20 protein-coding genes are annotated in these 24,527 nt (G+C 50.6%); 5 read left to right on the top strand and 15 right to left on the bottom strand.

All coding sequences use genetic code 11. The features are described 5' to 3' along the window. The first annotated feature begins 234 nt into the window (after window positions 1–234). Window positions 235–1,038: an AAC(3) family N-acetyltransferase gene (locus tag RB620_RS21220; protein WP_308097799.1), complete on the top strand. Its 804-nt coding sequence runs from the start codon at window positions 235–237 to the stop codon at window positions 1,036–1,038. 73 nt (window positions 1,039–1,111) lie between these two features. Here the strand turns inward: RB620_RS21220 and RB620_RS21215 are convergent, their stop codons facing one another. Continuing rightward, window positions 1,112–2,089: a helix-turn-helix transcriptional regulator gene (locus RB620_RS21215; protein ID WP_308097797.1), complete on the bottom strand. Its 978-nt coding sequence runs from the start codon at window positions 2,087–2,089 to the stop codon at window positions 1,112–1,114. An 81-nt stretch (window positions 2,090–2,170) separates the two neighbouring features. Between RB620_RS21215 and RB620_RS21210 the strand changes: the two genes are divergently transcribed. Together RB620_RS21210 and RB620_RS21205 are read left to right on the top strand one after the other, a co-directional pair. Further along, window positions 2,171–2,650: a hypothetical protein gene (locus RB620_RS21210; RefSeq protein ID WP_308097795.1), complete on the top strand. Its 480-nt coding sequence runs from the start codon at window positions 2,171–2,173 to the stop codon at window positions 2,648–2,650. A 59-nt stretch (window positions 2,651–2,709) separates the two neighbouring features. Next, the gene (locus RB620_RS21205; protein ID WP_308097793.1) at window positions 2,710–3,186 is read left to right on the top strand and encodes a GyrI-like domain-containing protein; all 477 of its coding nucleotides are present in this window, start codon (window positions 2,710–2,712) and stop codon (window positions 3,184–3,186) included. Window positions 3,187–3,246: 60 nt separating this feature from the next. Here the strand turns inward: RB620_RS21205 and RB620_RS21200 are convergent, their stop codons facing one another. From RB620_RS21200 to RB620_RS21155, 10 genes are all read right to left on the bottom strand, one after another. Then, window positions 3,247–3,963, bottom strand: a complete 717-nt coding sequence (locus RB620_RS21200) for a response regulator transcription factor (RefSeq protein WP_308097791.1) — start codon at window positions 3,961–3,963, stop codon at window positions 3,247–3,249. Between the two features lies 1 nt (window position 3,964). Further along, entirely contained in the window at window positions 3,965–5,446 is a 1,482-nt protein-coding gene (locus RB620_RS21195; protein ID WP_308097789.1) for a sensor histidine kinase, read from the bottom strand. 3 nt (window positions 5,447–5,449) lie between these two features. Next, the gene (locus RB620_RS21190; protein WP_308097787.1) at window positions 5,450–6,172 is read right to left on the bottom strand and encodes an ABC transporter permease subunit; all 723 of its coding nucleotides are present in this window, start codon (window positions 6,170–6,172) and stop codon (window positions 5,450–5,452) included. Further along, complete coding sequence (locus tag RB620_RS21185) at window positions 6,169–6,891, bottom strand: ABC transporter ATP-binding protein (RefSeq protein ID WP_308097784.1); 723 nt, start codon at window positions 6,889–6,891, stop codon at window positions 6,169–6,171. The genes RB620_RS21190 and RB620_RS21185 overlap by 4 nt, the downstream gene beginning before the upstream one ends. 28 nt (window positions 6,892–6,919) lie before the next feature. Continuing rightward, a complete protein-coding gene (locus RB620_RS21180) occupies window positions 6,920–7,891 on the bottom strand; it encodes a hypothetical protein (protein WP_308097782.1) in 972 nt (323 codons plus the stop codon). Between the two features lie 143 nt (window positions 7,892–8,034). Further along, complete coding sequence (locus RB620_RS21175; RefSeq protein WP_308097779.1) at window positions 8,035–9,339, bottom strand: alpha-amylase family glycosyl hydrolase; 1,305 nt, start codon at window positions 9,337–9,339, stop codon at window positions 8,035–8,037. 12 nt (window positions 9,340–9,351) lie between these two features. After that, window positions 9,352–9,666, bottom strand: coding sequence for an early set domain-containing protein (locus RB620_RS21170; protein ID WP_308097777.1), 315 nt, complete (start codon window positions 9,664–9,666; stop codon window positions 9,352–9,354). Between the two features lie 427 nt (window positions 9,667–10,093). Next, a complete protein-coding gene (locus RB620_RS21165; protein ID WP_308097775.1) occupies window positions 10,094–10,762 on the bottom strand; it encodes a DNA alkylation repair protein in 669 nt (222 codons plus the stop codon). Between the two features lie 90 nt (window positions 10,763–10,852). Continuing rightward, window positions 10,853–11,686: a S1C family serine protease gene (locus RB620_RS21160; RefSeq protein WP_308097773.1), complete on the bottom strand. Its 834-nt coding sequence runs from the start codon at window positions 11,684–11,686 to the stop codon at window positions 10,853–10,855. Between the two features lie 172 nt (window positions 11,687–11,858). Next, on the bottom strand, window positions 11,859–13,598 hold the full coding sequence (locus RB620_RS21155) for an ABC-F family ATP-binding cassette domain-containing protein (RefSeq protein WP_308097771.1): 1,740 nt from the start codon (window positions 13,596–13,598) through the stop codon (window positions 11,859–11,861). A gap of 143 nt (window positions 13,599–13,741) precedes the next feature. On the opposite strand from RB620_RS21155, the gene RB620_RS21150 reads away from it, so the two are divergent. Then, a complete protein-coding gene (locus tag RB620_RS21150; protein ID WP_308097769.1) occupies window positions 13,742–14,926 on the top strand; it encodes a hypothetical protein in 1,185 nt (394 codons plus the stop codon). Beyond that, window positions 14,923–17,928, top strand: coding sequence for a DEAD/DEAH box helicase (locus RB620_RS21145; protein ID WP_308097767.1), 3,006 nt, complete (start codon window positions 14,923–14,925; stop codon window positions 17,926–17,928). Before RB620_RS21150 ends, RB620_RS21145 begins: the two co-directional genes overlap by 4 nt. A gap of 293 nt (window positions 17,929–18,221) precedes the next feature. On the opposite strand, the gene RB620_RS21140 is transcribed toward RB620_RS21145, so the two are convergent. The 4 genes from RB620_RS21140 to RB620_RS21125 all read right to left on the bottom strand — a co-directional run bounded on the left by RB620_RS21140 (window position 18,222) and on the right by RB620_RS21125 (window position 24,411). Beyond that, window positions 18,222–18,998, bottom strand: a complete 777-nt coding sequence (locus RB620_RS21140) for a hypothetical protein (protein ID WP_308097765.1) — start codon at window positions 18,996–18,998, stop codon at window positions 18,222–18,224. A 295-nt stretch (window positions 18,999–19,293) separates the two neighbouring features. Further along, on the bottom strand, window positions 19,294–22,191 hold the full coding sequence (locus RB620_RS21135; RefSeq protein ID WP_308097763.1) for an AAA family ATPase: 2,898 nt from the start codon (window positions 22,189–22,191) through the stop codon (window positions 19,294–19,296). Beyond that, window positions 22,181–22,759, bottom strand: coding sequence for an ABC-three component system middle component 1 (locus RB620_RS21130; RefSeq protein ID WP_308097761.1), 579 nt, complete (start codon window positions 22,757–22,759; stop codon window positions 22,181–22,183). Before RB620_RS21130 ends, RB620_RS21135 begins: the two co-directional genes overlap by 11 nt. Window positions 22,760–22,761: 2 nt before the next feature. Next, entirely contained in the window at window positions 22,762–24,411 is a 1,650-nt protein-coding gene (locus RB620_RS21125) for an ABC-three component system protein (protein ID WP_308097759.1), read from the bottom strand. Between the last annotated feature and the right edge of the window lie 116 nt (window positions 24,412–24,527).

Below are 24,527 nucleotides of genomic sequence, written 5' to 3'. Positions count from 1 at the left end.
TTCTGCTTCGAGGCCTGCCGAAGGTAAGCCTTGAGGTCGGGTGGCTTTCACTCGCCCACAATTTGCTCAAGAAAGCGACAATAAGCCAAAAGCCAAAAATGGCGGCGCAGGGATAACCTCCCTAGCACCGCCTTTTCGAATTTTTGACCAATTTTCATCAAGCGAGCTGTCTCGTCAAGTGAGCAGACCTACTTTTGAGACGGCCCCTTATTTTAATGAAAGGCGGAGGTAAACATGACTGAACCAAAAGAAACAAGAGCCATCTTAACGAAAGAAGATCTAATCCATGCATTTAAAAACTGCGGACTAAGAGAAGGTCAACACATATTCGTACATACTTCTTTAAGCAAGTTGGGTTTTGTTGTAGGCGGGCCCGAAACCTTAATCCGGTCCCTTCTTGAAATTATTGGTGAAGAAGGGACCTTGATGATGCCGTCCCAGACATGGAAGAATCTTGATCCTTCAACGGGAGTCCACTGGGAAGAACCTACGGAATGGTGGCCGATCATTCGCGAACACTGGCCAGCCTACGATAAGGAAATAACCCCTGCGATCGGTATGGGCGTCGTAGCTGAAATGTTCCGCAAGTGGCCAGGGGCCAAAAGGTCGGATCACCCGGCACGGTCCATTGCCGCAGTAGGCAAGCATGCGGAATATCTAACGCAAAACCATGATTTATGCAACATCTTCGGGAAGAGCTCCCCGTTGGATAAATTGTATCATCTAAATGGTTATGTACTCTTAATAGGTGTCGGCTATGATAAAAATACGTCGCTGCACCTGGCTGAAACCATAGCCAATTTTCCTACCAAGAAGTTTGTCCATGAAAGTAGCGCAACTATGGAGGAAGGAACGCGCAAATGGGTGACTTACGAAACCCAGGCTGTGGACGATGGAGATTTTGTCCGCTTGGGGGACGAATATGATAAAGAAATGAATATCAAGATTCATAGAATCGGAAACGCCGAAGTCCGATTTCTGGAGCAACGGCCGCTGGTGGACTGGGCAGCTGCATGGATGGAAAGAAACAGGGTGTAGGAACTTTAACGACAGCAAGGTGCAGCCCCCCTGATACTGAGACGGGGCTGTTCCCTGCGCTTCGTTGCATGTTTTACGGTCCTATCCGTTTTTTCCATGATGCTAGACGCTCATCCATAATCACGCGTAGTTCATCAGGAATCCGCTCAAACTCGACCCCTATCCCCAAAAACAAAAGCCAATCCGCATAATACGCCAACGCCTCAACATCGGTCACATCCAACTGAACATGAAAAATCCCGCTCGACTGAAACATCCCAGTAAAGGCCAAAATAATTCCCGGCGGGTGCATACGCTTAAAGCGCTGAATCCCAGCCGTATCAAGCCTCACGACAAGATTGGACTCGCGCGCGCCAAGCCGTTTTTTGTTTAGAATCTCTTGCTCAGACAACTTCATCTTCTGCTCAGAAATCGCTGAATCCCGCAGCATCTCAACAGGCAAATAGCGAAACTCATCCGTATCGAAATCATAAATCTCGACCAGCCACTGAGCGTTCGAGTTAAAAATATGAAGCAAATAAACGTCCATCAACTGCGGCCAGCCAGGACTCAGCTCATAAGTCACGCGCAAATGCTTATCCCGCACAGCAAGCGAAATCAACTGATTCAGTTCCACAGGCGCCGCATCGTCGAGCTCCAAGAGATTCGGATTGGCAGGATTCGTATTCTCAAAAAGCAAGATATTATTCAGCTCGATTAACTCGTCTTGCTGGGTTTGCGTTGCAATACCGATGAGTTTTTCAGTGATTGAGCGGCGATTGTGAAGATAAGGCAGCTGCGAATTTTTCGAGGCGATAAAGCTGATAAACATCGCCTTCAGCTCATCTGGCGTGAAGCGCGCGGCGGGTAGATACTGATTTTGCAGGACATGGTAGCCGCCGCCGCGCCCAAGCTCGCTCGTCAGCGGAAAACCCATCGCCTGAATCTCGTTAATGTCGCGGATCGCCGTCGCGCGGGAAATCTTGAACTCCCGCTGAATCTCGGCAATCGTAAAGTGCGCGCGGTTATTGATGTAGCGCATAATCAGGTTCACTCGTTCTGTTTTCTTCATAAATAAAAAGTATCATTTTTTGATACATTTAGCAAATAGAATCAAACTTGTAAACAGTTAACTCACAAAGGAGAGAATCAAATGACTAACTATTCCATCAAAACCATCTCGGACAACTACAAAATGACGGCTTTCGGTGTACCGTTTGAAGACTTTAACGACTGGGCAGGTAATGCAGCAAAAACGGCAGCGAAAAAAGCCGAAATCACTGAAAACGGCAAGCTTTCCGAACTACTGGCGCTCGCTGACGGGCAAGAATATCAAATCAACTACGTCATAGACGGCAAGGCTTGGCGCGGCTTCGGCGTGATGGGCGAGTTCGACGTGGAAGGCGCGGTTGTCCTTAACTTTCTCGCTGGCGACTACCTCGTCGTGCCGGGCACGGGCGCTGACAAAGACCGTCTCGCCGACGAAATCACAGGCAAAGTTTTCGGCGGCCTATTGCAGGAAATCACGGACTACAAATACATTGGGCCTGGTAACTCAACATTCGTCAAAGCAACTGAAAACGGTGAATTCTACGGCGAAATGTGGCTTCGAGCAAAAAAGGTAGAAGGCTAAACTTTGTTGAATGTTTAGGAGAACACAAACGGCAAGCTTTCGGGGAAAGGAGCATCCACATGGCAGATTACACGCTTGAACACAAAAAATCATTCGTATTGACCGCTTATGGGTTTTCAATTCAGTCGAATTTTCAAGACATGCCGGCTTTGCAGAAGGAAAAAGCAGCGTTTTGGGGCGGACTCAAAGCTGACGGGCGATTCGATAAGCTCAAAAACGCCGCAAAAGACGATCGCGAATGGTCAGTCAACGAGGTTTATCAAGGCAAACCGTGGAATTATTTTGCGGTGGAAGCTCGTAAATCAGTGGCTGACGCAACGCGCATCATCGAGTTTCCAGAGAGCGAGTACATCGTGGTCGCAGGAAATGGCGACAAGGAAACTTTGTTTGATCAGCTGACCTACCGTGCTTTCGGCGAAGTATTGGCCCAAATCGCTGACTATGCTTACATCGGCGGTCCAAATGCGACTTACCGCAAAGATAACGGCGACGGCACTTTCTACGGTGAATTCTGGGTACCCGTGGTTAAAACATAAGGGTCACCGACTAAGCGCAAAAAAAGCAGACCCCGCGAATCACGGGGACTGCTTGCGCATTCACACCTTAAACCGATATCCCGCGCCCCATACGGTCTCGATAAACTGGTGCTGCGACGGGTCCTTCTGGATCTTGTCCCGGATTTTCCCTACATGGACCGTGACCGTGGCGGTATCGCCATAATTGTCGATCCCCCAGACCCTATCCAGCAGCGCCTCCTTGGAATAGACCCGATCCGGGTTTTCCGCGAGGAATAGCAGCAGGTCGAATTCTTTTGCCGTCATCGTAACCTCGGCCCCGCGCAGCGTCACCCGTCTTGCATCGACCTGGATCGCGAGTTCGCGAATGTTCAGCTCGCGCGACTTCCGGGCATGCAAAGGGCCGGTGCCTGCCGCGACACCGGTCAATCGGTCATAGCGTTCAAGATGCGCCTTTACCCGAGCCACAAGCTCCGTTGGGCTGAACGGCTTCGTCACGTAATCATCCGCCCCTAAGCCGAGGCCACGGATCTTGTCGATATCCTCCTTGCGGGCGGATACCATCAGCACCGGAATAAACTTAGTCTCCCGGATCCGTCGCAATAGATCGAAGCCGTCCATGCCCGGCAGCATGACGTCCAGAATGATCAGATCGTATTCTTGCTCCAGCGCTTCCTCAAGCGCCTGCCGGCCGTCTGCCCGGAGGGTGACCTCGTAGCCGTGTACCTCAAGAAAGTCCCGCTCCAGCTCGGCGATCGCTTGATCGTCCTCAACGATTAACACTTTCCGCTTCGACATCTCACGCTCTCCCCGCATCAATGCTATCCCGTTTCATCGGAATGCTAATCATCACCGTCATGGACTGTCCCGGTTCGCTTCTCGCATGGATCGTTCCGCCATGATTCGCGATAATCTGCTTCACGATGGCAAGGCCTAACCCGGAGCCGGCCACGTTCTGATTCCGGAACGCATCCGCGCGATAGAATCGATCGAAGATCCGTTCCAGCTCGGCCGGCCCCATCCCGGGTCCGTTATCCGTAACCGCGAATACCCAATCGTCCGACTGCCGCCCGAAGTAAACGTGGATATGGGGTTCCGTCTTATCCATGAATTTCACCGAGTTGCCGACGAGGTTCAGCATGACGCGCCTCATCTTCTGGACATCCATCGTCACAACATCGTCCGGCCCCGCCTCATATTCGCCCGTCAGCCGCACGCCCGCGCGTTCGCACTCCATTTGCAGCTCGCTCATCGTCTGCCGATAGAACGGCTCCAACGGCACCGTCTCCAGGTAGAAACGCTCTTGCTCGAGATCCAGCTTCGACAAGAGGAACAGATCGTCGATCATCCGGTCCATATCGAGCGCCTTCGCATAGATCACGTCGATATACTTCTTCAGCTTCTCCGGATCGTCCGCGATGCCTACCCGAATCCCCTCCACATAACCCTTGATCGAGGTCAGCGGCGTCTTCAGATCATGCGAAATATTCGAGATCAGCTCCTTGCGGTTATCCTCCAAAGCCAGCTGAGCTTCGATCGATCGCTGCAGCTCGCTGCGCATCTTCTCATACGAGCGGATGACGCTTCCCACTTCGTTGCGCACCCTGGATTCCAGACGGAAGTTAAGGTCCCCTTCCGCAATGCGCCGGGAGCCCTGTTCGAGCTGTCGCAGCGGCCTTACGATATCCCGCGTCGTAATCCAGAGCAGCGGTAGCAGAATAATGCCGACTAGAATCGCGATGCCGAGTAGCACGAATAGCTCGAATCGGTTCGTCTTGGACCCTGCATCCGTCATATCGGCGACCAGATAATACGTCAAAGGATCGTCGATCCCAGGGAAATTGTAGGCCACCGAAAGCAAGTCGCGTTCCTCCCACGCGCTCACGACGAACATGCCGTCTTCGTCCGGCCCAGCCGTGGCCACATCCTGCCGCAGCTGCTCCAGGAACGCTTCCCCTTCGCTAAGCGCGCCGTAGCTTTCCCAGCGCTCCCCTTGCCGGACGACAAGGAAGCCCCCGAACGGCTGCAGCCGATCCCCAATGGAGGCCGCGAACGCGGGGGAGGTCAGCTCCTCCGGCGCGTACCGCTCCGCATAGCGCAGGTCCACGAACAGATCGATGCTGCGAGAGAACGCTTCATGCGGGGACTGATCCTTCACGATACCGCTTGCGAGATACGAGAGGACCGCCGTAACGAGTCCGATTCCGGTCATCGTCACAATAATCGCCGTCAGTAATGTGCCCAATAAATACGTGAAAATAAGTTTCAATCGAATCGACATACGTCAGAACTCTTTTCTTTGGAAGGCTAGCAAGCCCAATATAGTGCCAATGATATAGTAGGCTGTCATAAATAGCAACGTCGAAACGGTCATACCAGCATCCCCCCCGTACAGCAGCGGCTGCAGCCAATCGGCATAGTCCGTGACGAAGAATCGATTCAGCTGCGGCTCGAGAAATCCGACGACGCTCATCCCCATCCACAGCACGACGCTCACGACCAGCCCAACACCGCTGCTCCCCACCCATAGGGATACGCTGTTCGCCAATACGAGCAACAAGCCGCTGAACAGGATCGCGCCGCCAAGCTCCGCCATACCCGCTCCAAGCGTGGACGCCGCAGGCACGCCGTGAACAATGAAGCCTCCAATGAATGTCGGCACGAACATACATAGGACGATTAAAGTACCGGCCGCCCACCCCGCGAACAATTTCCCCATGAAGAGAAACTCTCGGCTGATCGGCAGCTTCAGCGCATGCTTGATCATCCCCTTGCATTCGCCGACCATAAGATCGCTGCCGAGCGCCACCATGAGAAAAGGGAGCACGACCGCGAGCAGCAGCTCGATTGCCGTCAGCGGCAGGTTGTCGCCCAGTCCAAGACGGTCTCCGATAAAGACGAAGAGAACGCCAATGATGAAGGAGAGCAGCAGCAGAACCTTCAGCTTGCCTCCGCGGAACAGCTTGCGCAGCTCCTCTGCGGTGAGGTAGTTCATCTGCGCGATCATACGGCCCCGCTCCTTTCCTGTGCGAGATGATGCAAATAATAATCCTCCACACCGGTAAACGACTCCCGGATCTGCACAATGCCCGCCGTATGGACATGCCGTCCCTCGTAAACGATGCAAGCATGCGTGATCCAGTCCTCAATGTCATGCACCTGATGCGACGACACGATGACGCTCATTCCCGTGTCGGCCACGAGGCCGCGCAGTATCAACGCAATCTCCCGCCTGCCCTCGATGTCCATGCCCGAGAAGGGCTCATCGAGCAGCAGCAGCTTGGGCCGGTGGAGCAGTACGCTGGCCAGCTCGAGCCGCTGCTTCATGCCGGTGGAGTACTTCTTGATCTTCAGGTTCCAGTGCTTCGTCATGCCCACGAGCTCCAGCGTCTGCCGGATGCGCGCTTCGTCGACACCCGGGTATAGCTTATGGTAGCACCTCAAATAGTCATATCCCGTGAGATAGAGGTACGGGGACGGCTCTCCGATCATTAAGCCCATGTGCGGCCTCGTCAAATCAGGCCGGTCGGCGACCGAGGCTCCGTTCCAGCACGCTTCCCCGCGGTCTGTCCCGACCCAGCCGGCCATCGCCTGCAGCGCCGTCGTCTTCCCGGCGCCGTTCGGTCCCAATAAGGCGACAACCTCACCGGCATGCACGGTGAGGTTCAGCCCTTGGATGCCGCGACCGCCGGGGTAGACCTTCGTCAGATCGTTCACTTCGAACATAAGTGTGGTCCTCCCGAGGCGGAATATGTTAGTTGCTGTCGTCGAGCTTTGCCGCGTCGATCATTTCCACGGACTTGCCGGCAGGGTCATACGCATCCGGCGTCGTGGCATTGATGCCGCTAAGGTCGCCTGCGCCTTCCAGTTCCACGCGGTGGGTGACGCCCGCCTTATCTTTGCCGCTCACTTCAAGCTCGCCTTGCACGCCCTGCACCTCGTTATTCGCATCGACCGTCATTTGCAGCCGCACATGTTCAATGGCAACGTCTTCCGTCAACTCCGGCAATTGCGCTTCCAGGTCGATTCCCTCAAGTCCTTGGAAGAAAGGAAGCTGTTTGAGTTGCTCCCACTCCGCATGCGCTTCCGGCGCATGAGCGCGCCCGACCCGTTCCTCAGCCGATGCCGCGTCCATGAGTAAACGTATCGGGAGCGGAATGTCCTCCTTGCTAATGTCGACCGTAATCGTCTTCGAGCCGTCCGCCTGGTTCACCACGCTGAAGTTGTCCTTCAGGTCGCCGACCATGAAATCGAGGAGCGCTTCTTCCGCTTTGTTCATCGGGCGATCCTGGAACTCCTCCTTATCCGACCAATCGCGCTGTTCGCCGGCGTGTTCTTCGTCCAAGTTGATTACCTGGTAATGCAAATCATGCGTCCGGTCTACGAGATAGACCTTGTCGTCGCCACTGCTATATAGGCTGGCTTGTCGTTCGACACCCATCAGCGTGAAGTCGAGGTCTCCGCTGACGTTGTGCTCGCCGCCCGCTTCCCCCATCTTCGCCAAGCCGTCCGCCTTCAGCACCGTCTGGCCGTCAACCGTCACACTGAAGTTTCCGTTGACCGTCGCGCTATCGAGGGCGGCCCCCGACGTATGGTTCGCATTAAGCACCGCTTTGAACGCATCGTAACCTTCCGTGTTCGGACTATACGCGAAAGCCGTCGCCGTAAATAACGTCATGGCACCAACCGCCGCGCCGATCATGATGAATTTACTTTTCTTTTTCATATCTCACTCTCTCCTTTAAGGTTGTATAGTCTCTCTCTCTTGCCTACAACCTTATTCTAAAGGAGGAGTCTAAAGTCCCTCGAAAGCAATTCGAAAAATTCTCTAAAATCGTATCCCTGAGGAGTCGTGTCCATTGGCTGAATTTATTGGATCCGATAAATCAGGCTTTCATACGGTTGAATTCGCCAGTCAGGCGTATGATACTCATTCCCGGAATTAAAATCCCCGGAACGGTATACTACCTGTTTAGCCGCTCCGGCGATTCGATCTGCGATACCCTTCTCCTCAAACCTGAGAACAAGCGGGGCCTCTGAGAAGCTTACAATTACGAGAAACTCCTCTTCCTTACTTTTCCTGATGTATGACAGCACTTTATCTTCTTTGTTCTTGATAAAGGTGAGCTCTCCATCCCAAAATGCAGCGTGTTCCGTTCTCAATCGAATTAAAAATCGATAGTGATCAAACAGGTCTTGATCAAATTGAGCCCAATCTAACTGGTATTCATCAAACAATGATTTCCAAGTGTTAAACGTTCTCTCGTTGAATTCCTGCCCCATCATAATGAAAGGAACGCCCTCAACGGTCAATAATAGGGTAGCCGCAGGCTTAGCTAATTGTGGCCCAAGATACTCGGCAACCCTTGAAAGCTCCTTCTCTTCCAGCCATCTCATTCTTAACGAACCTCTCGGAAAGCTGTATGTATAAGAATTATAAATCTCCATTACACCCTTCTGCGATAAAGCTCCCTCCGCCACATCTTTGATCATTAATCTCAGACTGCCATCATAAGTCAAATCGCAGGAATCCACATGATGGTACTCGTCATAGGCCTGTGAAATAAGAACAACATCCCGTCCGTCCTGTTGGAGTTCATTCCTGATTTCGGTTAAAAAATCTAATGGCGTAATATCCGAATCATCCAAGCGAAATCCATCGAAATGAAACTCGGTGAGCCAATCGTTCATCGCTTTTTTGATATAACGTCTTAGGTCAGGATGATCAAAATTGAGCCCCGCAAAATAATCCCTGTTCGGAACCTCATAATAAACCTCATTGTTCTCGTTTCGCGTAAAATATTCGGGATGCGTCTCCGTCAAAATATGATCAACGCTTCCCCGGTTCATGACCCAATCCATGATGACTCTAATGCCATTGGCATGCGCTTCGTTAATCATAGCCTTTAACTCCTCAGCCGTTCCGAAGGATGGATCGATGGAGTAATAATCTTTTACGGCGTAAGGATCGCCATATTTACCAATCCTCTTTTGTTGTCCGACCTGCCCAAAAGGCATGATCCACAGCACGTTCACTCCAAGTTGTTTAAAGTAACCGATCTTCTGCGCAAGTCCAGTAAAGCCGTTTTCATGGAATGCCCTGAGGTGAAGCTGGTAAATGACCGCTTTTCTGATCCATTCGGGACTCTCTAGGGCCGAATAGTTTTCGTACATAAATCCGGGGTTTTATGCGGTGATGCCGGTTGTTCGTATGATAACTTCTCCGTTTTCCGTAACAGTCATCGCTGAGTTATTCTGCCCATCTTCAGATATATTCGGATTTTGCGGATCCACGATCCACTCCACGCCATTAACTACAAACTTATACAAATGCCTGCCTTTCGTAATGCTTCGTTCCAGCTCCCAGCAGTGCTCTCCCTTTTGTTGCATGTAATCGGCTTGATGGTTCCAGCTATTAAAGGTTCCCGCCACCGAAACGCTTTGAACGTGATCTTCGGCGATAAAAACGAACTTTACCCCTTTAGCTCCCTTTACTGGCATGAATCTGCGCAACCCCTTTACATTGATCTCAATCGACCCGTCCCGATATTCGGTACCCTTGGCGTTTCTCCTACGCCGTTCCCAGGCTGCCCAACCAGTTAAATAAAAAAGGCCCAACCCCTGAACACAGCGAGGTTGAACCCTTCGGTTACATTGCCTTTAACTTAGCTTCTAAATTACTTGGTAAATATTTGTTTGTCAACACCTTCTATTGGATGCCGCCGGCTTGAAAAAAACATGCTTTACATTTATCACCCACGTTATCCTGCCCGTTCTATGGGAGCTTGCGACTAGGGGAGATCGTTTCGATTCTTTTCACCCAAAAAAAAATTTGCGTTATTTGTGATTCGGTTCAGCATATCATTCTAAAGGCGAAATTCTTTAAGCAAAAAGGATCTGGAAGCTTACTTTCAGATCCTTGGGGTAACTAATTATTATTTCGTTTGTTAACTTCAATCGCAATGAACTCCGGCAAATAATTGGGAGTACAGTTCTTTGATACCATTTCATCTTTATAAAGACCCGTTTTCTCACCAAGTTTAATGCAACGTGATCGATTCTTTTGATCATAAACGCCTATCCAGCCTGCGGTGAAATTCATAGCCCATTGAACTTCCGGTTCTTCCTGCGTAATATTAGCTTCAATTGCAGATAGTAAGTCTTCGGTGTTATCAGGCGGTGTTTGTCCAGTCCATCTCAATCGCGCTTTATAATACCAGAAGGCTCGCCTTTGAAGAGCAGACGGACTATTTTCCCATGACTCCATCCATGCAATTGTCTTCTTATCTTTGGTGAGCTGATTAGCCATTAACCAATCCATTAAGTTATTTCGCTCATCAAATGTGTGAATCTGCATATCCTTATCAAGCTTATTTAGCACATCTTCTGAAAGAAGTTTTTTGTCCATAATTAAGAATGCCAATAGTCTGGGCAAAAACTCTTCGATTGACCAAAGTTCCATAGCTAGTTCGTGATCTATTTTAATGTCCTTCGCGATTTTTCGTAAGTCGCCTAGCTTCGTTTTACTATTGATCTGTGGTAGAATGTTTTCTGCTTTTGAAGAGCGTTTCATTTCTGTACTTTTATTCTTATTCATTTGACACAACTCCTTTATTAAAGCATTTTTTCATAATATTTCCTTGGGGCGATATATCAATAACTTAATTTGTCGAAAATATATAAGTTCCTATTCTACTGGCGGCAGCGAAGTTCGCAGCAGGGTCTCCATGTCGGCAATCGGTACGGCCAAACCGGCCTCTATCGTTTGATCTTGATGTTGAACATCGGCAGTGGCGAATACAACGGCGATGGCTTTGCCATGCTTGTTAATGACGGGAGAGCCGCTATTGCCGTTATAGACCGGCGCATCAAGAGCCATGACTGGCGTCTGACGTCCTTGAATCGGGACCAAGCCGATAATAGCGCCTTCGATGGCGATTTGCGTGAATTGAAGCGGATTGCCGATCACATAGATTTGTTCATCAGGCTTCCACGGCTTGTCGTCTCGCTCGACTTTAATAAACGGCAGCCGTTGATCCCCGATGTCCGCCTTCAGTATGGCGATATCCAGATCGGGATCACTGCCCGACAGCTCCGCTTTATAACTCTGACTTTGCTCCGGGAATTTCACTATAATATAGCCGTTATCTTCGATGACGTGATAGTTGGTCACAATGTAGCCGCCGTCTATGTGGAACCCGGTGCCCTTGCCGTTGTCCGTGCTGACTGTAACAACCGCTCCTTTATAGCTTTGGATTTCAGCTTGGCTGGATAATTCCTTCGATCCGAACAAGAGGGGGATCGTCTTCATGTTGTAGATTTGCGGCCAGAAGGCCAATATATTTCCGACTAGAGCGGCCACGAGCAGGAATATAATCGTATTTCGGATCCACTTCCGTCGGTTGGCTGATGAACCCCCGTCGTCGTCCTCCTCTTCCGACTCAAAGTCCCACTCCTCGTCCCCATACGGGTGGTCATTCTCATGTTCTTGCTCTTTGTTTCGATTCGGATGATTTTCCATGCGCATCCCTCCATACTCGCCGTAATCTTGTCCCGTTATTGTATCACCAAACTGCCTATAATTGGGGGAATGGGCAATTCAAACAAACCACTTCCGGGACTGGAGTGGTTTGTTTGGGTTACTGCATTTATATTTTTCCGCGATCATCATGCTTTATTGCTGAACTCGTCATTTAAAGCCGTTTAATCAGCTCTTCCAACTCATCAAGCAATCCTTTTGCAAGCTCGAAATTCGTTTCTTTTAAAGCCCATTCTATTTTCATTTCGACTGATTTTTTCTGTTGCTCCGTTTCCAAATAGTCTTCATCAAAATGACTGGCATAAATCATCCCTCTAAACTCCGGCAACGACATTTTTGTAATCGTCTTCTCGTCAATAATCAATACATAATCCATACCATTCACAACCGAATAGAAGTCATGGGAAATCATAAGAATCGAGCCTTTATATTGCTCAATGGCTTTCTCCAGCGCGAGTTGTGCATAGGTGTCCAAATGGCTTGTTGGTTCGTCAAGAAGCAATACGTTTGCTTTGCTGGCCGAAACCTTGGCTAGTTGAAGTAAATTTTTTTCTCCGCCGGATAGAGATTCTATCCTCTGACCAAGGATTTCTCCTTCAAAGCCGTAGTTAGACAGATACGATCCGATCTCATCGTAAGTTTTAAACCCTGCATCGATGAATTCTTCCAGTATTGTATTAGCGTCCTTTAGCATTTCGCCTTGAGACTGAGATAAGTAAGCCACTTTAGCATCAGCATTGATTTTAATGGAAGCATGATTATTTTGGAAAATATCTCGAAGCAAGGTCGTTTTCCCGGTACCGTTGGCACCGATAATAGCTACTTTATCCGTAGATTTTATCTCAAAATTAACATTGTCCAGCAGCAGCTCATCAAAGCCAACGCTATAATGGTGGACGCTTAAAACAATAACGTCTTCCCCTTCATTATCCATGCCAAAGCTGATATTCGGCTGTTTAATTTCAACGAATGGCGCTTTAATTCGACGCGCTTCCAGTCTTTCTTGAAATCTGACTCTAGCTTTTAACGCTCTCCCTCGTGAAGCGTTCGAATTATACGTTGCGATCACTCTAAGATTGTTGATGATCGTATCGTTTCTCTCCATCTCTTCTTGTTCAGCGACTGCGAGTTCCTGCAGCTCAACTTTTGTCTGAAGCAATGCGAAGTTATACTCGATATATCGCCCATCGAACTCTTGGATCTCCGTATTTTCAAGGTGTATAATTTTGTTGAAACAATGATTCAATAGATATCGGTTGTGCGTAACAACCAGCAGTATGCCTTTGTACGAATTAATAAGTTTTTTAAGAGCGTTTAGGTTTTCGAAGTCTAGGAATACATCCGGTTCGTCCATAATCATGACGTCGGGACGATTAAACATTTCCTTCATCACTTGAATAAGTTTGAATTCCCCGCCGCTCAGGTCGGCTACCTTACTATCTCTTCGTTTCATTAGGTTTGCTGAATTTAGCTGCTTATGAATGTTGCTTTCAAAATCATCCCCACCAATGGCATCCAATGCGTCTAAAGCGAATTGATACTTTTCCAGTAAAGGTTCTATATCTGTTGAGGTTTCCATTTCCGTGCAAATCGATTGAATTTCATTTTGAAGCTTTATAAATGGTTCTCCTAAATATTCAAAAACGGTTGTTTCGTTAGCGTTGTCTAGTTCCGAGAACTGACTTACGTATCCAATCGTGCAATCGGGGTCCATCTCTAATTTTCCATCATAAAGATATCTCTCCGGGTCCATCAATATATCGATTAACGTGCTTTTCCCACTGCCGCTTGTTCCAATAAAAGCGCAATGTTGTGCTTCTTCTAACGTAAATGAAATGTTGTTATATAGTTCTTTTTGCGGGAACGAGAAGGATAAGTTATCGACTTTTATCATAGTATTACCTTTCTTTATCGCTAAAATAATGGCTATTATTAGATGTATGGCAAACCATATATCTTGAGATTACCGCTGTTAGAGTAACACGGTTTACAACCAACTTCAATCCCATTGCGCTCAAGAAAGGAATAACTGCCATCATGACGAAACTGAATTCGAATTCGCCGATCGGGCTGAGCGTTGTCCAGTGGCAGGATCTGATCGCCAGCTGCGCCCGGAATGCGGCGAACACCCCTTACGAAATAAATTATGGCACCGAGGTCCGCTCCATGGCGCACCCCTTCATTTCGGAGTTCACGCCCGAAGAGGCCTGGCTGTTCGAACTGAACGTCGGCCTGTTCTTGCTCCGCAAGCAATCGACCGGCCGCCACTTGGGCTACTTCGCCCAGATGGCCTCATCCGAGACGCTGCATGCAATCGAGAATCAACTCCATAACGACTTAGCTCCGGAGATCGCGATCAAGCAACAGGGGCGACTACTGGAGACGGCTGCATATATTCGTGATACGGCAGCCTCGAATACATGGTTCCCTCCAGCCTATCTGGATATTTACGTGGAGCTGTGGCTGATCCTGGTATCTTCTGCTGCGGACAGCCCTCGTCTCCTCATGGAGGAGTTAGCGCTTTTGGCCGAGGGATCCGGCAAGGAAAATAAGCTCTTCCCGCTCGTCGCCCGCGCCTGGATGTGCTTCTGGCTTGGGGAGGATCAGGAGGCTTGGCGGCGGCTGAATGCTGCAGAGCGGCATGGGCTTGAGCCCGGGCAAGTATTTCGTTTCCTGCGCCTGCTGGAGGAGAACGGCGAATGGACCCGGCTTGAAGCCTGGCTGAGCCATGGCGCGAACGAGCAGGTCGGGCGCAGCCCCGGCAGCCTTGCCGAATATGGCCGCTACTGGGATGCCGTCGTCGAACGACGGCCGGAGGCCGAGGAACGTATGTGGAGCGTGATTTCGAGCCTGCCTCCCTCCTGCAGCAGCCTGTACGAGGAGAAGCTGATGCGCTATGGCCGCTTCCGGCAGTGGATCGACTATCAGCTTAGCCACGGCAGAGATCCGCTTGGCTTTCGAGCGAAGGATCTGCAGCCCATCGAGAAGGAGGCGCCGGAAGCGCTGCTGCCTTTTTACCACCAAGGCGTGGAGAAATACGTGTTGTTAAAAAACCGCGACGGCTACAAGCGGGCGGTCAAGCTGCTCAAACGGCTGGCCAAGCTGTACAAGAAGCTAAAGCGCGAGCAGCGGTGGGAGGCGTACATCGAGACTTTTGCCAGCCGGAATAACCGGTTACGGGCACTCCAGGAAGAGCTGCGAAGGGGAGGGCTCATTCCATGAAGACCACTACTTATAACCTGGATACCATTGCGGTTCGAATGGTGCTGACTTCGCATGGCGACGCGTTGTTCTTCGCGGACCCGGATTCGCTGCGGGAGTGGACCGGACTTGGGCTGAAGCATCGTCTGTTCGCATGGCACGAACCGTCCTTCTATGGCACCGAGCTGGAGCTCGTCAAAGTCGAGGAGCTCGAGGCCGTCGTGCTGCCCGCCGAAGATGTCATTACCTTCTTCGCCTCGGGGCAGCTCTTGGAGCATATCGAGTGGAAGTGGGAAGACGATGCCGCTCGCATAGCCGAATTGGCACCGCTCTTGGGCGAGTGCCTGGAGAAAGGGCTGTACGCGCCCGACCTTGCGGCTTACCGCAGAGGCTCCCTGCACTGGAGCTGGGATGCGGCTGCGGTCGGAGCGACCTTCGGACAGGCTCGCCGCGACGAACTGGACCTGAAGCGCGGCAGCTGGAGCGATGAGGCGCGCGCTGGTCTAATGGCGGCCTTCTCAGCGGCCGTAACGAGCCGCTTCTACGGTACGGAGCCGGACGAGGCGGATCTGCGCCGAGAATTCCCGGCTCTGTTTGTGCGCGAGAACGCAGCGGCCGCGACGGCGGGACTCGACGACGAGACCTGGCTTGTGCAGATCGGCTGGAAAGCGGATGTCGCGCCGTTCCGTCCCCTGCTGCAGCTAATGGAACCGTGGGAGGGCGACGAGTATTCCCGCTGGCGGCTGCGGCTCGTGCTGCAGGACAAGAGCGATCCGGCTAAGCTCCGAAGAGTGCGGATCGGCGACGACGGATCGGCGGCAGGTAAGTGGCCTGACGCATGGGCGGAAGCCATCCGCAGCCGCTCGGACGGTTGGCTGCAACGGCTGCGGGCCAGCCTTCCGCACGATCGGCTGTCGCGCGGCGAGGACGTGCTCGGCAAGTCGCTTGACGACGAGGCGGCCTGGCGGTTCCTGAACGAGGACAGCCGCCGGCTGCTTGAAGCCGGCTGGCAGGTCCTGCTTCCCGCATGGTGGGAAGCAGCAAGCCGCAAGAAGCCGCGGCTGCGCGCGGCGATACAGTCGGAGGACGAATCCAAGAAACGAGGCGGCGATAAATCTTTATTCGGACTGGAAGCGATTCTAAGCTTTAACTGGCGCATCTCCATCGGCGACGCCGACCTGAACGAGGAGGAGTTCGACGAGCTGCTCGCGCGAGGGGAGCGTCTCGTGAAGTTCCGGGACCGCTGGATCGTGCTCGACCCAGCTTTAATCGCCCAGATCCGCCGCATGATGGAAGGCATGGACAAGAGCCAGGGATTGAGCTTTCAGGATGTACTGCAATTGCATCTGCTCTCGCAAGGCGAGGCGGACGGCGAAGCGGATGGCGGGGCGACGGACGCCAGCGCGGAGACATTCGGGGTCGGTGCCGCCCGCGTTGAGCTCGAGGTCGAGCTCAATGCGCATTTGACCGGGCTGTTCGCCAAAATCAATCAGCAGAGCGAATGGCCTCGGATCGATCCGCCGGCCGGTCTGCGTGCCGAGCTGCGCAGCTACCAGCAGGACGGGTTCGCCTGGCTGGCCTTTCTCCGACGCTTCGGGCTCGGGGCCTGTCTTGCTGACGACATGGGCCTCGGCAAGACGGTCCAGTTGATTACCTACCTGCTGTACGCCAAGGAGCAGGCGGACGAGGACATGCAGCTCCCTTCGCTAATCGTCTGCCCCACGTCGGTGCTCGGCAACTGGCAGAAGGAGATTTCCCGCTTCGCTCCGTCGCTGCGGGTGGCCATGCATTACGGCTCCGGGCGTAAGAGCGGTGACGAGTTTCGGAAGGAGGTCCGCAGCGTTGACGTCGTGCTGACCTCCTTCGCTACCGCCTCGCTCGACCAGGAGACGCTGGCCGCGTTCCAATGGGGCGCCGTCTGTCTGGACGAAGCACAGAATATCAAAAACGCCGGGACCAGGCAGGCCGCGGCGGTCAAGAGCTTTCCCGCGCTCCATCGCATCGCGCTCACCGGGACGCCGATTGAGAATCGGCTGACGGAGCTATGGTCGATCTACGATTTTACCGTTCCCACCTACCTTGGGTCCGCCAAGGCGTTTCAGGACCGTTTCGCCACTCCGATCGAGCGCGAACAAGACGGGCGTCGCACGGCGGAGCTAAAGCGGCTAGTGAAACCTTTCATGCTGCGCCGCAAAAAGAAGGATCCCGCCATCCAGCTCGACCTGCCGGACAAAAACGAGATGAAAACGTATGTTCCGCTTACGTCCGAGCAAGCTGCCCTGTACGACAATTGCGTCAAGGAGCTGCTTGAGAAGCTGAAGAAGCTCGACGGCATCCAGCGCAAAGGCGCGATTCTCGGAGCGCTGACGCGGCTCAAGCAGGCATGCGACCATCCGGCTCTATTGGATGAGGATACGGGAACGGAGCCGGAGGATGGCCCTCTACAGACGGAGGCGATTGTCGCCCGCTCCTCTAAGCTCGAGAGACTGCTGGCGATGGTCAAGGAGCTGCGCGAGGCGGACGAGCGCTGCCTTATCTTCACGCAATACATTGGCATGGGCAAAATGATTCAGGATGTTCTGCAGCGCGAGCTGGGCGAACCCGTGCTGTACCTGAACGGCAGCACGCCGAAGGTGCAGCGGGACCGGATGGTCGAACGGTTCCAGTCGCGCGATCTTCCGCCGTCCGAGCAGCCGAACGTGTTCATCCTCTCCCTCAAGGCAGGAGGCGTCGGGCTTAACTTGACCGCGGCGAACCACGTATTCCACTTCGACCGCTGGTGGAACCCGGCCGTCGAGAACCAGGCGACCGACCGCGCCTACCGGATGGGCCAGACACGCGACGTGCAGGTGCATAAATTCATCTCGCTCGGCACCCTCGAGGAACGCATCGACGAGATGCTGGAGAACAAGCAGCAGCTAAGCGACAATGTAATCTCCAGCTCGGAGGGCTGGATTACCGAGCTGTCGACGGATGCGCTGAGGGAGATGTTCTCACTGCGGCGGGACTGGTCGCGCGATTGAGAGAGATTTGGGCGGATTGGGCGGATTATCGCCATACTTTGAGTGCATTCACCGCGCAGTTTGTAACTGCAAGTTTAAAGGGCTGTCCTTTTACGGGATAGCCCTCCTTTATTTTAAGGTTCCTCAACGGATTGGTAGCAACCAGAGTTCCAACCATACGAGCCCACCTGTGCAACGATCTTTCTTTCCGTAGAGTGGCCCCTCCCCATCCCCTCAGAGGCAGCTTTCCGCGCCCATCAAGCGATTAATACAAAAAAGTAGGATCACTTGTGGTAGGGTTCTCCGCGCTGTTTCTAACGGCAAGTTATATTAGCCAATTGTCGTATTTCATCGCTTAACCTTCGATTGACGGGATACACTTCTTCTATGAAGCTTAAAATACGAAGCGCCGATTCGGGAACATGATCATATCCCTGTATCATGTCTCCTATGATTTCCGCAAAACGAGGGTATCTTTTTTCCAGCCGCCTCTCATTTCCGAAAGGGTCGGGAAAGTAATCCACCTCTTGCTCCAACAGATGGAGCACGGATAGAATCCTGTCCACAGCATAACCTTGAACGAACCTCGCCGCGGATAGACGCTCTCCTCTTGCATAACGGCCGAGCCCGACATATAGATTTGTTAAAGCTTCGTTCAAAGGAAAGTCCAGGAAGTCCTTTTTGAGGCTAGGTATCGGGTTGCAAGGTTTTGCGATTCCCGTATTGCAGTACATGGGATCTTTCCAAACGACCCGGCCTTCCGTATAGGAACTATTAGCCAGCTCCCATTCCTCGAATACAGCATATTCCCCATAAATTCCGTCCTCAAACAGAACTTTATACCCTACATCCGAATTCTTAAAAGAATAGGCAAGTGGAAGTATTTCTTCGAGCCAATCCAATCGGTCGATATACCTGTTTTTCTGCCCGGACTTCACAATGACAAAGAAATCTAAATCCGAATATTCATCCAACCGTTCTGTCTCGATCCCAACGGAGCCAACTCCTAACAATAATAGAGCTCCCCCCTTGCGTTCGAGCGACTTGCCGATCTCGTCGAGCCGCTGTAACAGCAATTCTGTTCTCAGCATGTGAATCCTCCTTTGGGTTTTGGAATGCAAAAAGGGTCCAACCCACTTCTCAGCGAGGTTGAACCCAAAGGTTACATTGCCTTTATTTTCCTAGCATGAAATTATCATGTATTTTTGTTGCTGTCAATCGTAAAAACTTGCCGCTACTTATGATAAGGCTCAGCTTAACAGGTCTATCGGCGAAAAATTTCTTCCGTAGCGTTGAACGGCGGGCTGTTAATGGTGATCAAAAAAACAATAGCCCCTCATTAATATGAGGAGCTTAGCATTCAGTCGAAAACAATTATATTCATTATTATAACTGGTAGAGGTCGCCTTCGTCAGGCTCGACAGTCGGTTCAATAACTCTTGAGTTTTTAGACATAATTACTAAAGATTTATGTTCTTGTGCCTCGATTAAATGTTGTTTATAGGTTGGGCCTACTTCTGAATATGAGTCATACTCAACAACCCCAATGTTTAAAACTCTGAACTTTCTGCGCATTAGCTCATAAAAAGTTGAATCGTGTGTTGAAATAATAAACTGCTTATGATTTTGCTGCGATGGGTTGGCAAGATCGCGAATCAAGTCAATCAACGCTGTTACGTTTAAATCATCCATGCTTTGAACCGGATCATCCATTGCAACGAATTGAAGCGGCGACCAGGACTGGGTCAAGGCCATGGCCAGGAAGAATGAAATGGCAGTCGCATTGACCTGCGCAGCACTGAAGATGTAAGCAGGATTGGCTTCCTGTTGACCGACTGATGCATTTCCACCTGTCATTACCTTCAAGAATAGTCGGTTGTTATTATACTTTTTATCTGTTTCGTAATCGATATCTGTGAATAATGGATGCGAGTTAATTCGGACGAACACCGCTCTCATGGTGTCAAACATTTGGTCCATGACCCGTTCTGTCAATGCATTGATGGCATCGGGAACCGTGCTCTCCGCGTCTTTAAGCACATCGATGTTATCGTTCAACACGCGCAATCCTTCTTCGACTCGTTCGATCAGCGTCTCCTTGACTGCTAATTGTTGCTGCAAATCATCGAGAAGGGTAAGATCATGGTCTGTTCGGAAAATCTTAAGTAATTGCTTCGATATAGCATGACGGCGTGAATTCTCTTGCTGTTGACCTTGAAGAGCAATGGTCATTGCATTCAATTTCTCTTCAATGTCCTGGAAATCGGCTTCCGGACTATCCGCGCCAACAATGCCAACCGCTGTCAATCTTCTGATCCATACAAGCTTGTCGTCGCGCAGCTGTTGAATATCATGGCTTAGAACATGAAGTGGCTTGAATGCTAGAGATGCAGAAGCAGCACCCAGCCCGCTTTGCAATCCGTTAATTTGTTGTTTGCAAGCGAGAAGGCTGTACGTAATCTGCTCCTTCAAGTCCGTGTGCAATACATCCAATTCAAGCACTGCCGCTCTCTCTTTATAGTTTTCTTGACTTTGGCTAATCTGTTGCAACTCTTGATGTAAATCGGTATACTTCACTCTTGCATCCGCCTCTTGCGCAAGAAGAGCCTTGTGATGCTGTCTCCATTTGAGCAATAAGTCGAGGACCGTTGTCTCTCTGTCCTTCCAATTCTGTCGAGCAGCTAGCAGACGAGTCTCGCTAACCTGCCGTGCTTGTTCTAACTCCACTTCCCTTATCTTCGCTGCCCCTAAATCCGGATGCATGACATCTAGCTGGGATCTTGCATAATCCGTCAGATGGTTAGTATGAATGCCTTCTGTCCCGCAGGCTGGGCAGTGCTTTAACTCAGGCTGCTCCACCGCAAACTGCAGCACTTGCTTGAGGAACGTCTGATGTCTCTCTTCGTGCCGCACGAATTGCTGCACGATAGCTGATTGCTGAGTACAGGTCTGTTCTGCCTCCCTGTATTGGCGCTCGCACTCCATAAGCGAATGCCACTGCTCCTCTAGCTGTAGGAGTGCTTCAATCAGTTCAATGCGTGGAACATCCTCCAGTGTCGGATGATTCATGGCAAATGCCCCATTTATACCGATGTAGTTCTGAGTAAACTGCGCTGTATCAATCAAACTGGTGACACGATCCAGCGCTATATATAATTGATCAGCAGTATTCCGTAGTTGTTGCGCTTGGACTAGAAGTTCATCGGCTTGATGAGCTTTCTGATGTATCCTCTGATCCGTCTCTAGATAAGCATCGGTGTCATCGAACAATTGCTGCAATCGCTCGGTCTTTAACTCCATATCATGCAGCGCGGCGGCAAGCTGGTATTGCTGCTCCCACTGCATTAACTGAGGCTGTTTATCCACTAAAGAGGTTAAGGCAACCTTAGCTAACGCTAGTTTCCGGAACATGACATTATCTATTTCGCTTCGTTCGAGCTCAAGCCGATCAGACTGGGACTGAGCTTCTTGTACCCATTCTTTTATTTCTCTGGGCGCACTCATAGAAGAGAGCAGTGAGGGAAACTCTTCTTGGAAACTTTGAAGCGTCGTTTGCCATTGCGAATGTCGCGACAGGGTAGAAGCATCGTCTAATTCTGCCTTAAGCGACTGCGATCTCATTTCTAGCGATTGTTTGTCCGCCTTCAGTGAATCGAGCTTACGCTGGAACTCGTCCCGTCGGATTTCAAGCTCTGCTTTGGCCTTATGTACGACGTCTCGGTAAACGGTGAACTGCTCTGTACCGAAAATTCGGGAGACAGCATGATAACGATCTTTCTCCTTCATCCCCCTCAGAATCCCATTCATACGCTCTTGGCATAACAAATGAGTGAGGAATAAGCTCTTGTTTACATCTACACGTTCCAGCCACTCTTTATGGACAAGCAAGCCCTTCAACACATCTTCCGCGTCTTCCTCAGGTAAGCTATCCCCATTGACTTCAACCGCAATGTAACTGACTCCTTCACCTGTTCGGACCGACTGGTAAGGCACGCCCGTCCGGGTTACTTTCAATTTCGTATTGGCATCGCTCAGCTCGATCGTAACGCTAGGAGGTCTGCCATTTGCGAAGTGATTGCCGATATACTGATAAGCTTTTCGTTCGGAATCTTCTTCGTATCGATAGATAGCCCCCGTAAGCACCCATTCGATCGCATCAAAAAACGATGTTTTACCGTAACCATTCGGACCATGCAAGATGATGACGTTTGTGTCTGGAAATTGAAAAGTTCTTGTTTCTTGAAATCCACGGAATGCTTCGATCGTAATTGAGTTAATTCTCAACCCCCAGCACCTCCGTTAGCTCAGGTAAACTTAAAGCTTTGATCAGACTTTCAGCTGAATCGACACCTTGTTGAAACATCGCCTGATCAAGCCGTTCTCTAGTCGATTCTTTCACGCAGGACCGCCATTGCGATAGAAAGTGCCGGTCATCGAACCATAGCCGTTCCACGCGTTGTTCCGGCACAATCACAGTGAAGCCTAATGGAAACTTCTCGGGCAGTCGGCCCAGATCGGCTTGTGTAAGGACGATTTTACGGAAGAAGAATTGATTCGATTCAATGCGCTTCTTCAACGCGTAGTTGATCTGCGGTTCGTCAACATAAAGTACGAGATACATGTCCCAACGAAGATCGTCAAGCTCTCCAGGCAATTGATTCTGCACACGATAAGCCAGCTGGTAAGCTGCGCGTTCCCATAGACTCGCCAATTGTGCTTGCGATTCATAACACGCGATGCCATAAATATTTTGCATGGATATATACAAAGCATCGATATGACGAATCTTCAAGTCCGTGAGCTTCTCGAGTCCCTGTTGGTGATCAAAATAGTGGATTAGCCGCTCGTTCATGCTCAGATCACCTTCCTTAGCTTTTTGCATATTTCCGCATAGCTGCTTTCCGTTCTAACTTGGCGCAGGCATGAGGAACAGCTGATGCTGACCGTGCCGGACAGCTTGTTCGATTCTAGTCCATTGAATATGCCTGAATCCGAATTCCGGCCGAATCGGAGCAATATATTAGAGAAATCCACCTTTCTTCCAGCGTTGCAATGCTCGCATAAGTTTTCCGGATTGTCCGTCAGCAGAGATTCTGGATTGATGTTCTCCAGAAGCAGTCGGTAAGGAAACAGATCCTGTCCGACGTTATTTCCTAGAAAAGGTCGAAGGGGACTGTCGAATAGCTTGGCGATAAAGCCTATAACGACTTCCGGCATCGTTTCTTTATCCTGCGAGAAGAGCATGCGAACCCATCTCTCCGAATCCAACCGAAGATTAGGTAACTGAATTAAGTCATCCGGCTCAGTGAAATTCCATTCCGGATACACGAGATGGACCAACGCCAACAACTCCAACAATTCACGCAGTCCGTCATCGCCACCGGCAAGTTGGTGGTTTGCATACCGATACAGTTTTAAGAATTGTCGCAGCTTTATTTCGTTCGTCGCTTGCAGTTTCTGAAACACCTCATTCATGGAATCGATTATTTTGTTCCGAATCTGATCCTCATCCCTAAAGCGGCTAATGAAGACTCTCTCAAGCGCCTGCCGATGTCCCTCGAACTGCTCGAGGATATTGCCCGAGATTATCCCCGGTTGGTCCATTCCAGATAAAGGACTGTCAGACTGTTCGAGCCCTGCACCTGTTTCCTGGACTGCTTGATTTCTCTTAATGCCGAACGTAGGAGGATTAGGGGGTTCAAGCACATCCAGCAACAGCCCTTTGAGCAGATCATAATTGGTTGTCTGGTGACCTTGCGGCAGGTCGAGAATGGAGCCATGATCTCCAGGCAGCGCTTGCGCTTGTAAATAGGTGCTGGAATGTCCCATATGGGGTACCGCGCTTCCCTGCTCCACAACATTGTCGCGATCCCCGTAGCAGTAGATGGATGCAAACTGGCTGTTTAATAGCTCTCGCGCATCCGCATAACATCGGTTCAAATCGTCTAGGAAATTATTATTCGAACGAAGCTCTTCAATTTGTTTGTGCTTCTGGAACCGATTGATCATGCTGTTGTGCAATTGTGCAAATTTAGAACCGTTATAAGGCGTCGCGTAGCTGATGAATCCACCGATCCGCTGCAAACCGACTTTATGATTTACGTATTCGTTCAGAATGAACCGTTTGCCGATTAATCCGCCCATACTATGGCCCGCAATCACGATCTTTTCATAATTTCTGTAGATAGACCCAGCCAATTTCGCTTTTAGTTGTAGAGCAAGTGCTTCAATGGATAGAGGACTTTCCTTGCTAACGCGTAACCGATGACCCAGTATTTCGATTTCACCTTCTATATTGAATACACCACTAATTACTTGGGACGTGTCGTAGGTGACGAGTCCGGTGTCGATACCTTCTAAGTCTGGATCAGTTGCGACAAGTTGAATCCAATCTCTGCCTGGCTCCACCCAAGTTCTTGGCGCTCCTAAACCATGTATGAACAGAAGAAGCACCTTGCCTTTGACCCCTGGTTCCCTATAAGTCAATGTTATCTGTAACGACAAAAACGATCCCCCCCAATCATTTATTGTTCTATTTATGGTGGATGACGTTTATACTCTAGCATTCTCTAGCATTTTAATTGTACCATATATTAGTAGGACCTAATACCCATAGCAGA

Source organism: Paenibacillus sp. LHD-117, assembly GCF_030929555.1.
Lineage (GTDB): Bacteria > Bacillota > Bacilli > Paenibacillales > Paenibacillaceae > Pristimantibacillus.
Note: the sequence above shows the minus strand (reverse complement) of the source record. Positions and strands in the feature narration are given on the sequence as shown.

Excerpts from the sequence above, each read along its gene's own strand:
- RB620_RS21220 (WP_308097799.1), top strand. The coding sequence starts at position 235 with ATGACTGAACCAAAAGAAACAAGAGCCATCTTAACGAAAGAAGATCTA.
- RB620_RS21215 (WP_308097797.1), bottom strand. The coding sequence starts at position 2,089 with ATGAAGAAAACAGAACGAGTGAACCTGATTATGCGCTACATCAATAAC.
- RB620_RS21210 (WP_308097795.1), top strand. The coding sequence starts at position 2,171 with ATGACTAACTATTCCATCAAAACCATCTCGGACAACTACAAAATGACG.
- RB620_RS21205 (WP_308097793.1), top strand. The coding sequence starts at position 2,710 with ATGGCAGATTACACGCTTGAACACAAAAAATCATTCGTATTGACCGCT.
- RB620_RS21200 (WP_308097791.1), bottom strand. The coding sequence starts at position 3,963 with ATGTCGAAGCGGAAAGTGTTAATCGTTGAGGACGATCAAGCGATCGCC.
- RB620_RS21195 (WP_308097789.1), bottom strand. The coding sequence starts at position 5,446 with ATGTCGATTCGATTGAAACTTATTTTCACGTATTTATTGGGCACATTA.
- RB620_RS21190 (WP_308097787.1), bottom strand. The coding sequence starts at position 6,172 with ATGATCGCGCAGATGAACTACCTCACCGCAGAGGAGCTGCGCAAGCTG.
- RB620_RS21185 (WP_308097784.1), bottom strand. The coding sequence starts at position 6,891 with ATGTTCGAAGTGAACGATCTGACGAAGGTCTACCCCGGCGGTCGCGGC.
- RB620_RS21180 (WP_308097782.1), bottom strand. The coding sequence starts at position 7,891 with ATGAAAAAGAAAAGTAAATTCATCATGATCGGCGCGGCGGTTGGTGCC.
- RB620_RS21175 (WP_308097779.1), bottom strand. The coding sequence starts at position 9,339 with ATGTACGAAAACTATTCGGCCCTAGAGAGTCCCGAATGGATCAGAAAA.
- RB620_RS21170 (WP_308097777.1), bottom strand. The coding sequence starts at position 9,666 with ATGCCAGTAAAGGGAGCTAAAGGGGTAAAGTTCGTTTTTATCGCCGAA.
- RB620_RS21165 (WP_308097775.1), bottom strand. The coding sequence starts at position 10,762 with ATGAATAAGAATAAAAGTACAGAAATGAAACGCTCTTCAAAAGCAGAA.
- RB620_RS21160 (WP_308097773.1), bottom strand. The coding sequence starts at position 11,686 with ATGGAAAATCATCCGAATCGAAACAAAGAGCAAGAACATGAGAATGAC.
- RB620_RS21155 (WP_308097771.1), bottom strand. The coding sequence starts at position 13,598 with ATGATAAAAGTCGATAACTTATCCTTCTCGTTCCCGCAAAAAGAACTA.
- RB620_RS21150 (WP_308097769.1), top strand. The coding sequence starts at position 13,742 with ATGACGAAACTGAATTCGAATTCGCCGATCGGGCTGAGCGTTGTCCAG.
- RB620_RS21145 (WP_308097767.1), top strand. The coding sequence starts at position 14,923 with ATGAAGACCACTACTTATAACCTGGATACCATTGCGGTTCGAATGGTG.
- RB620_RS21140 (WP_308097765.1), bottom strand. The coding sequence starts at position 18,998 with ATGCTGAGAACAGAATTGCTGTTACAGCGGCTCGACGAGATCGGCAAG.
- RB620_RS21130 (WP_308097761.1), bottom strand. The coding sequence starts at position 22,759 with ATGAACGAGCGGCTAATCCACTATTTTGATCACCAACAGGGACTCGAG.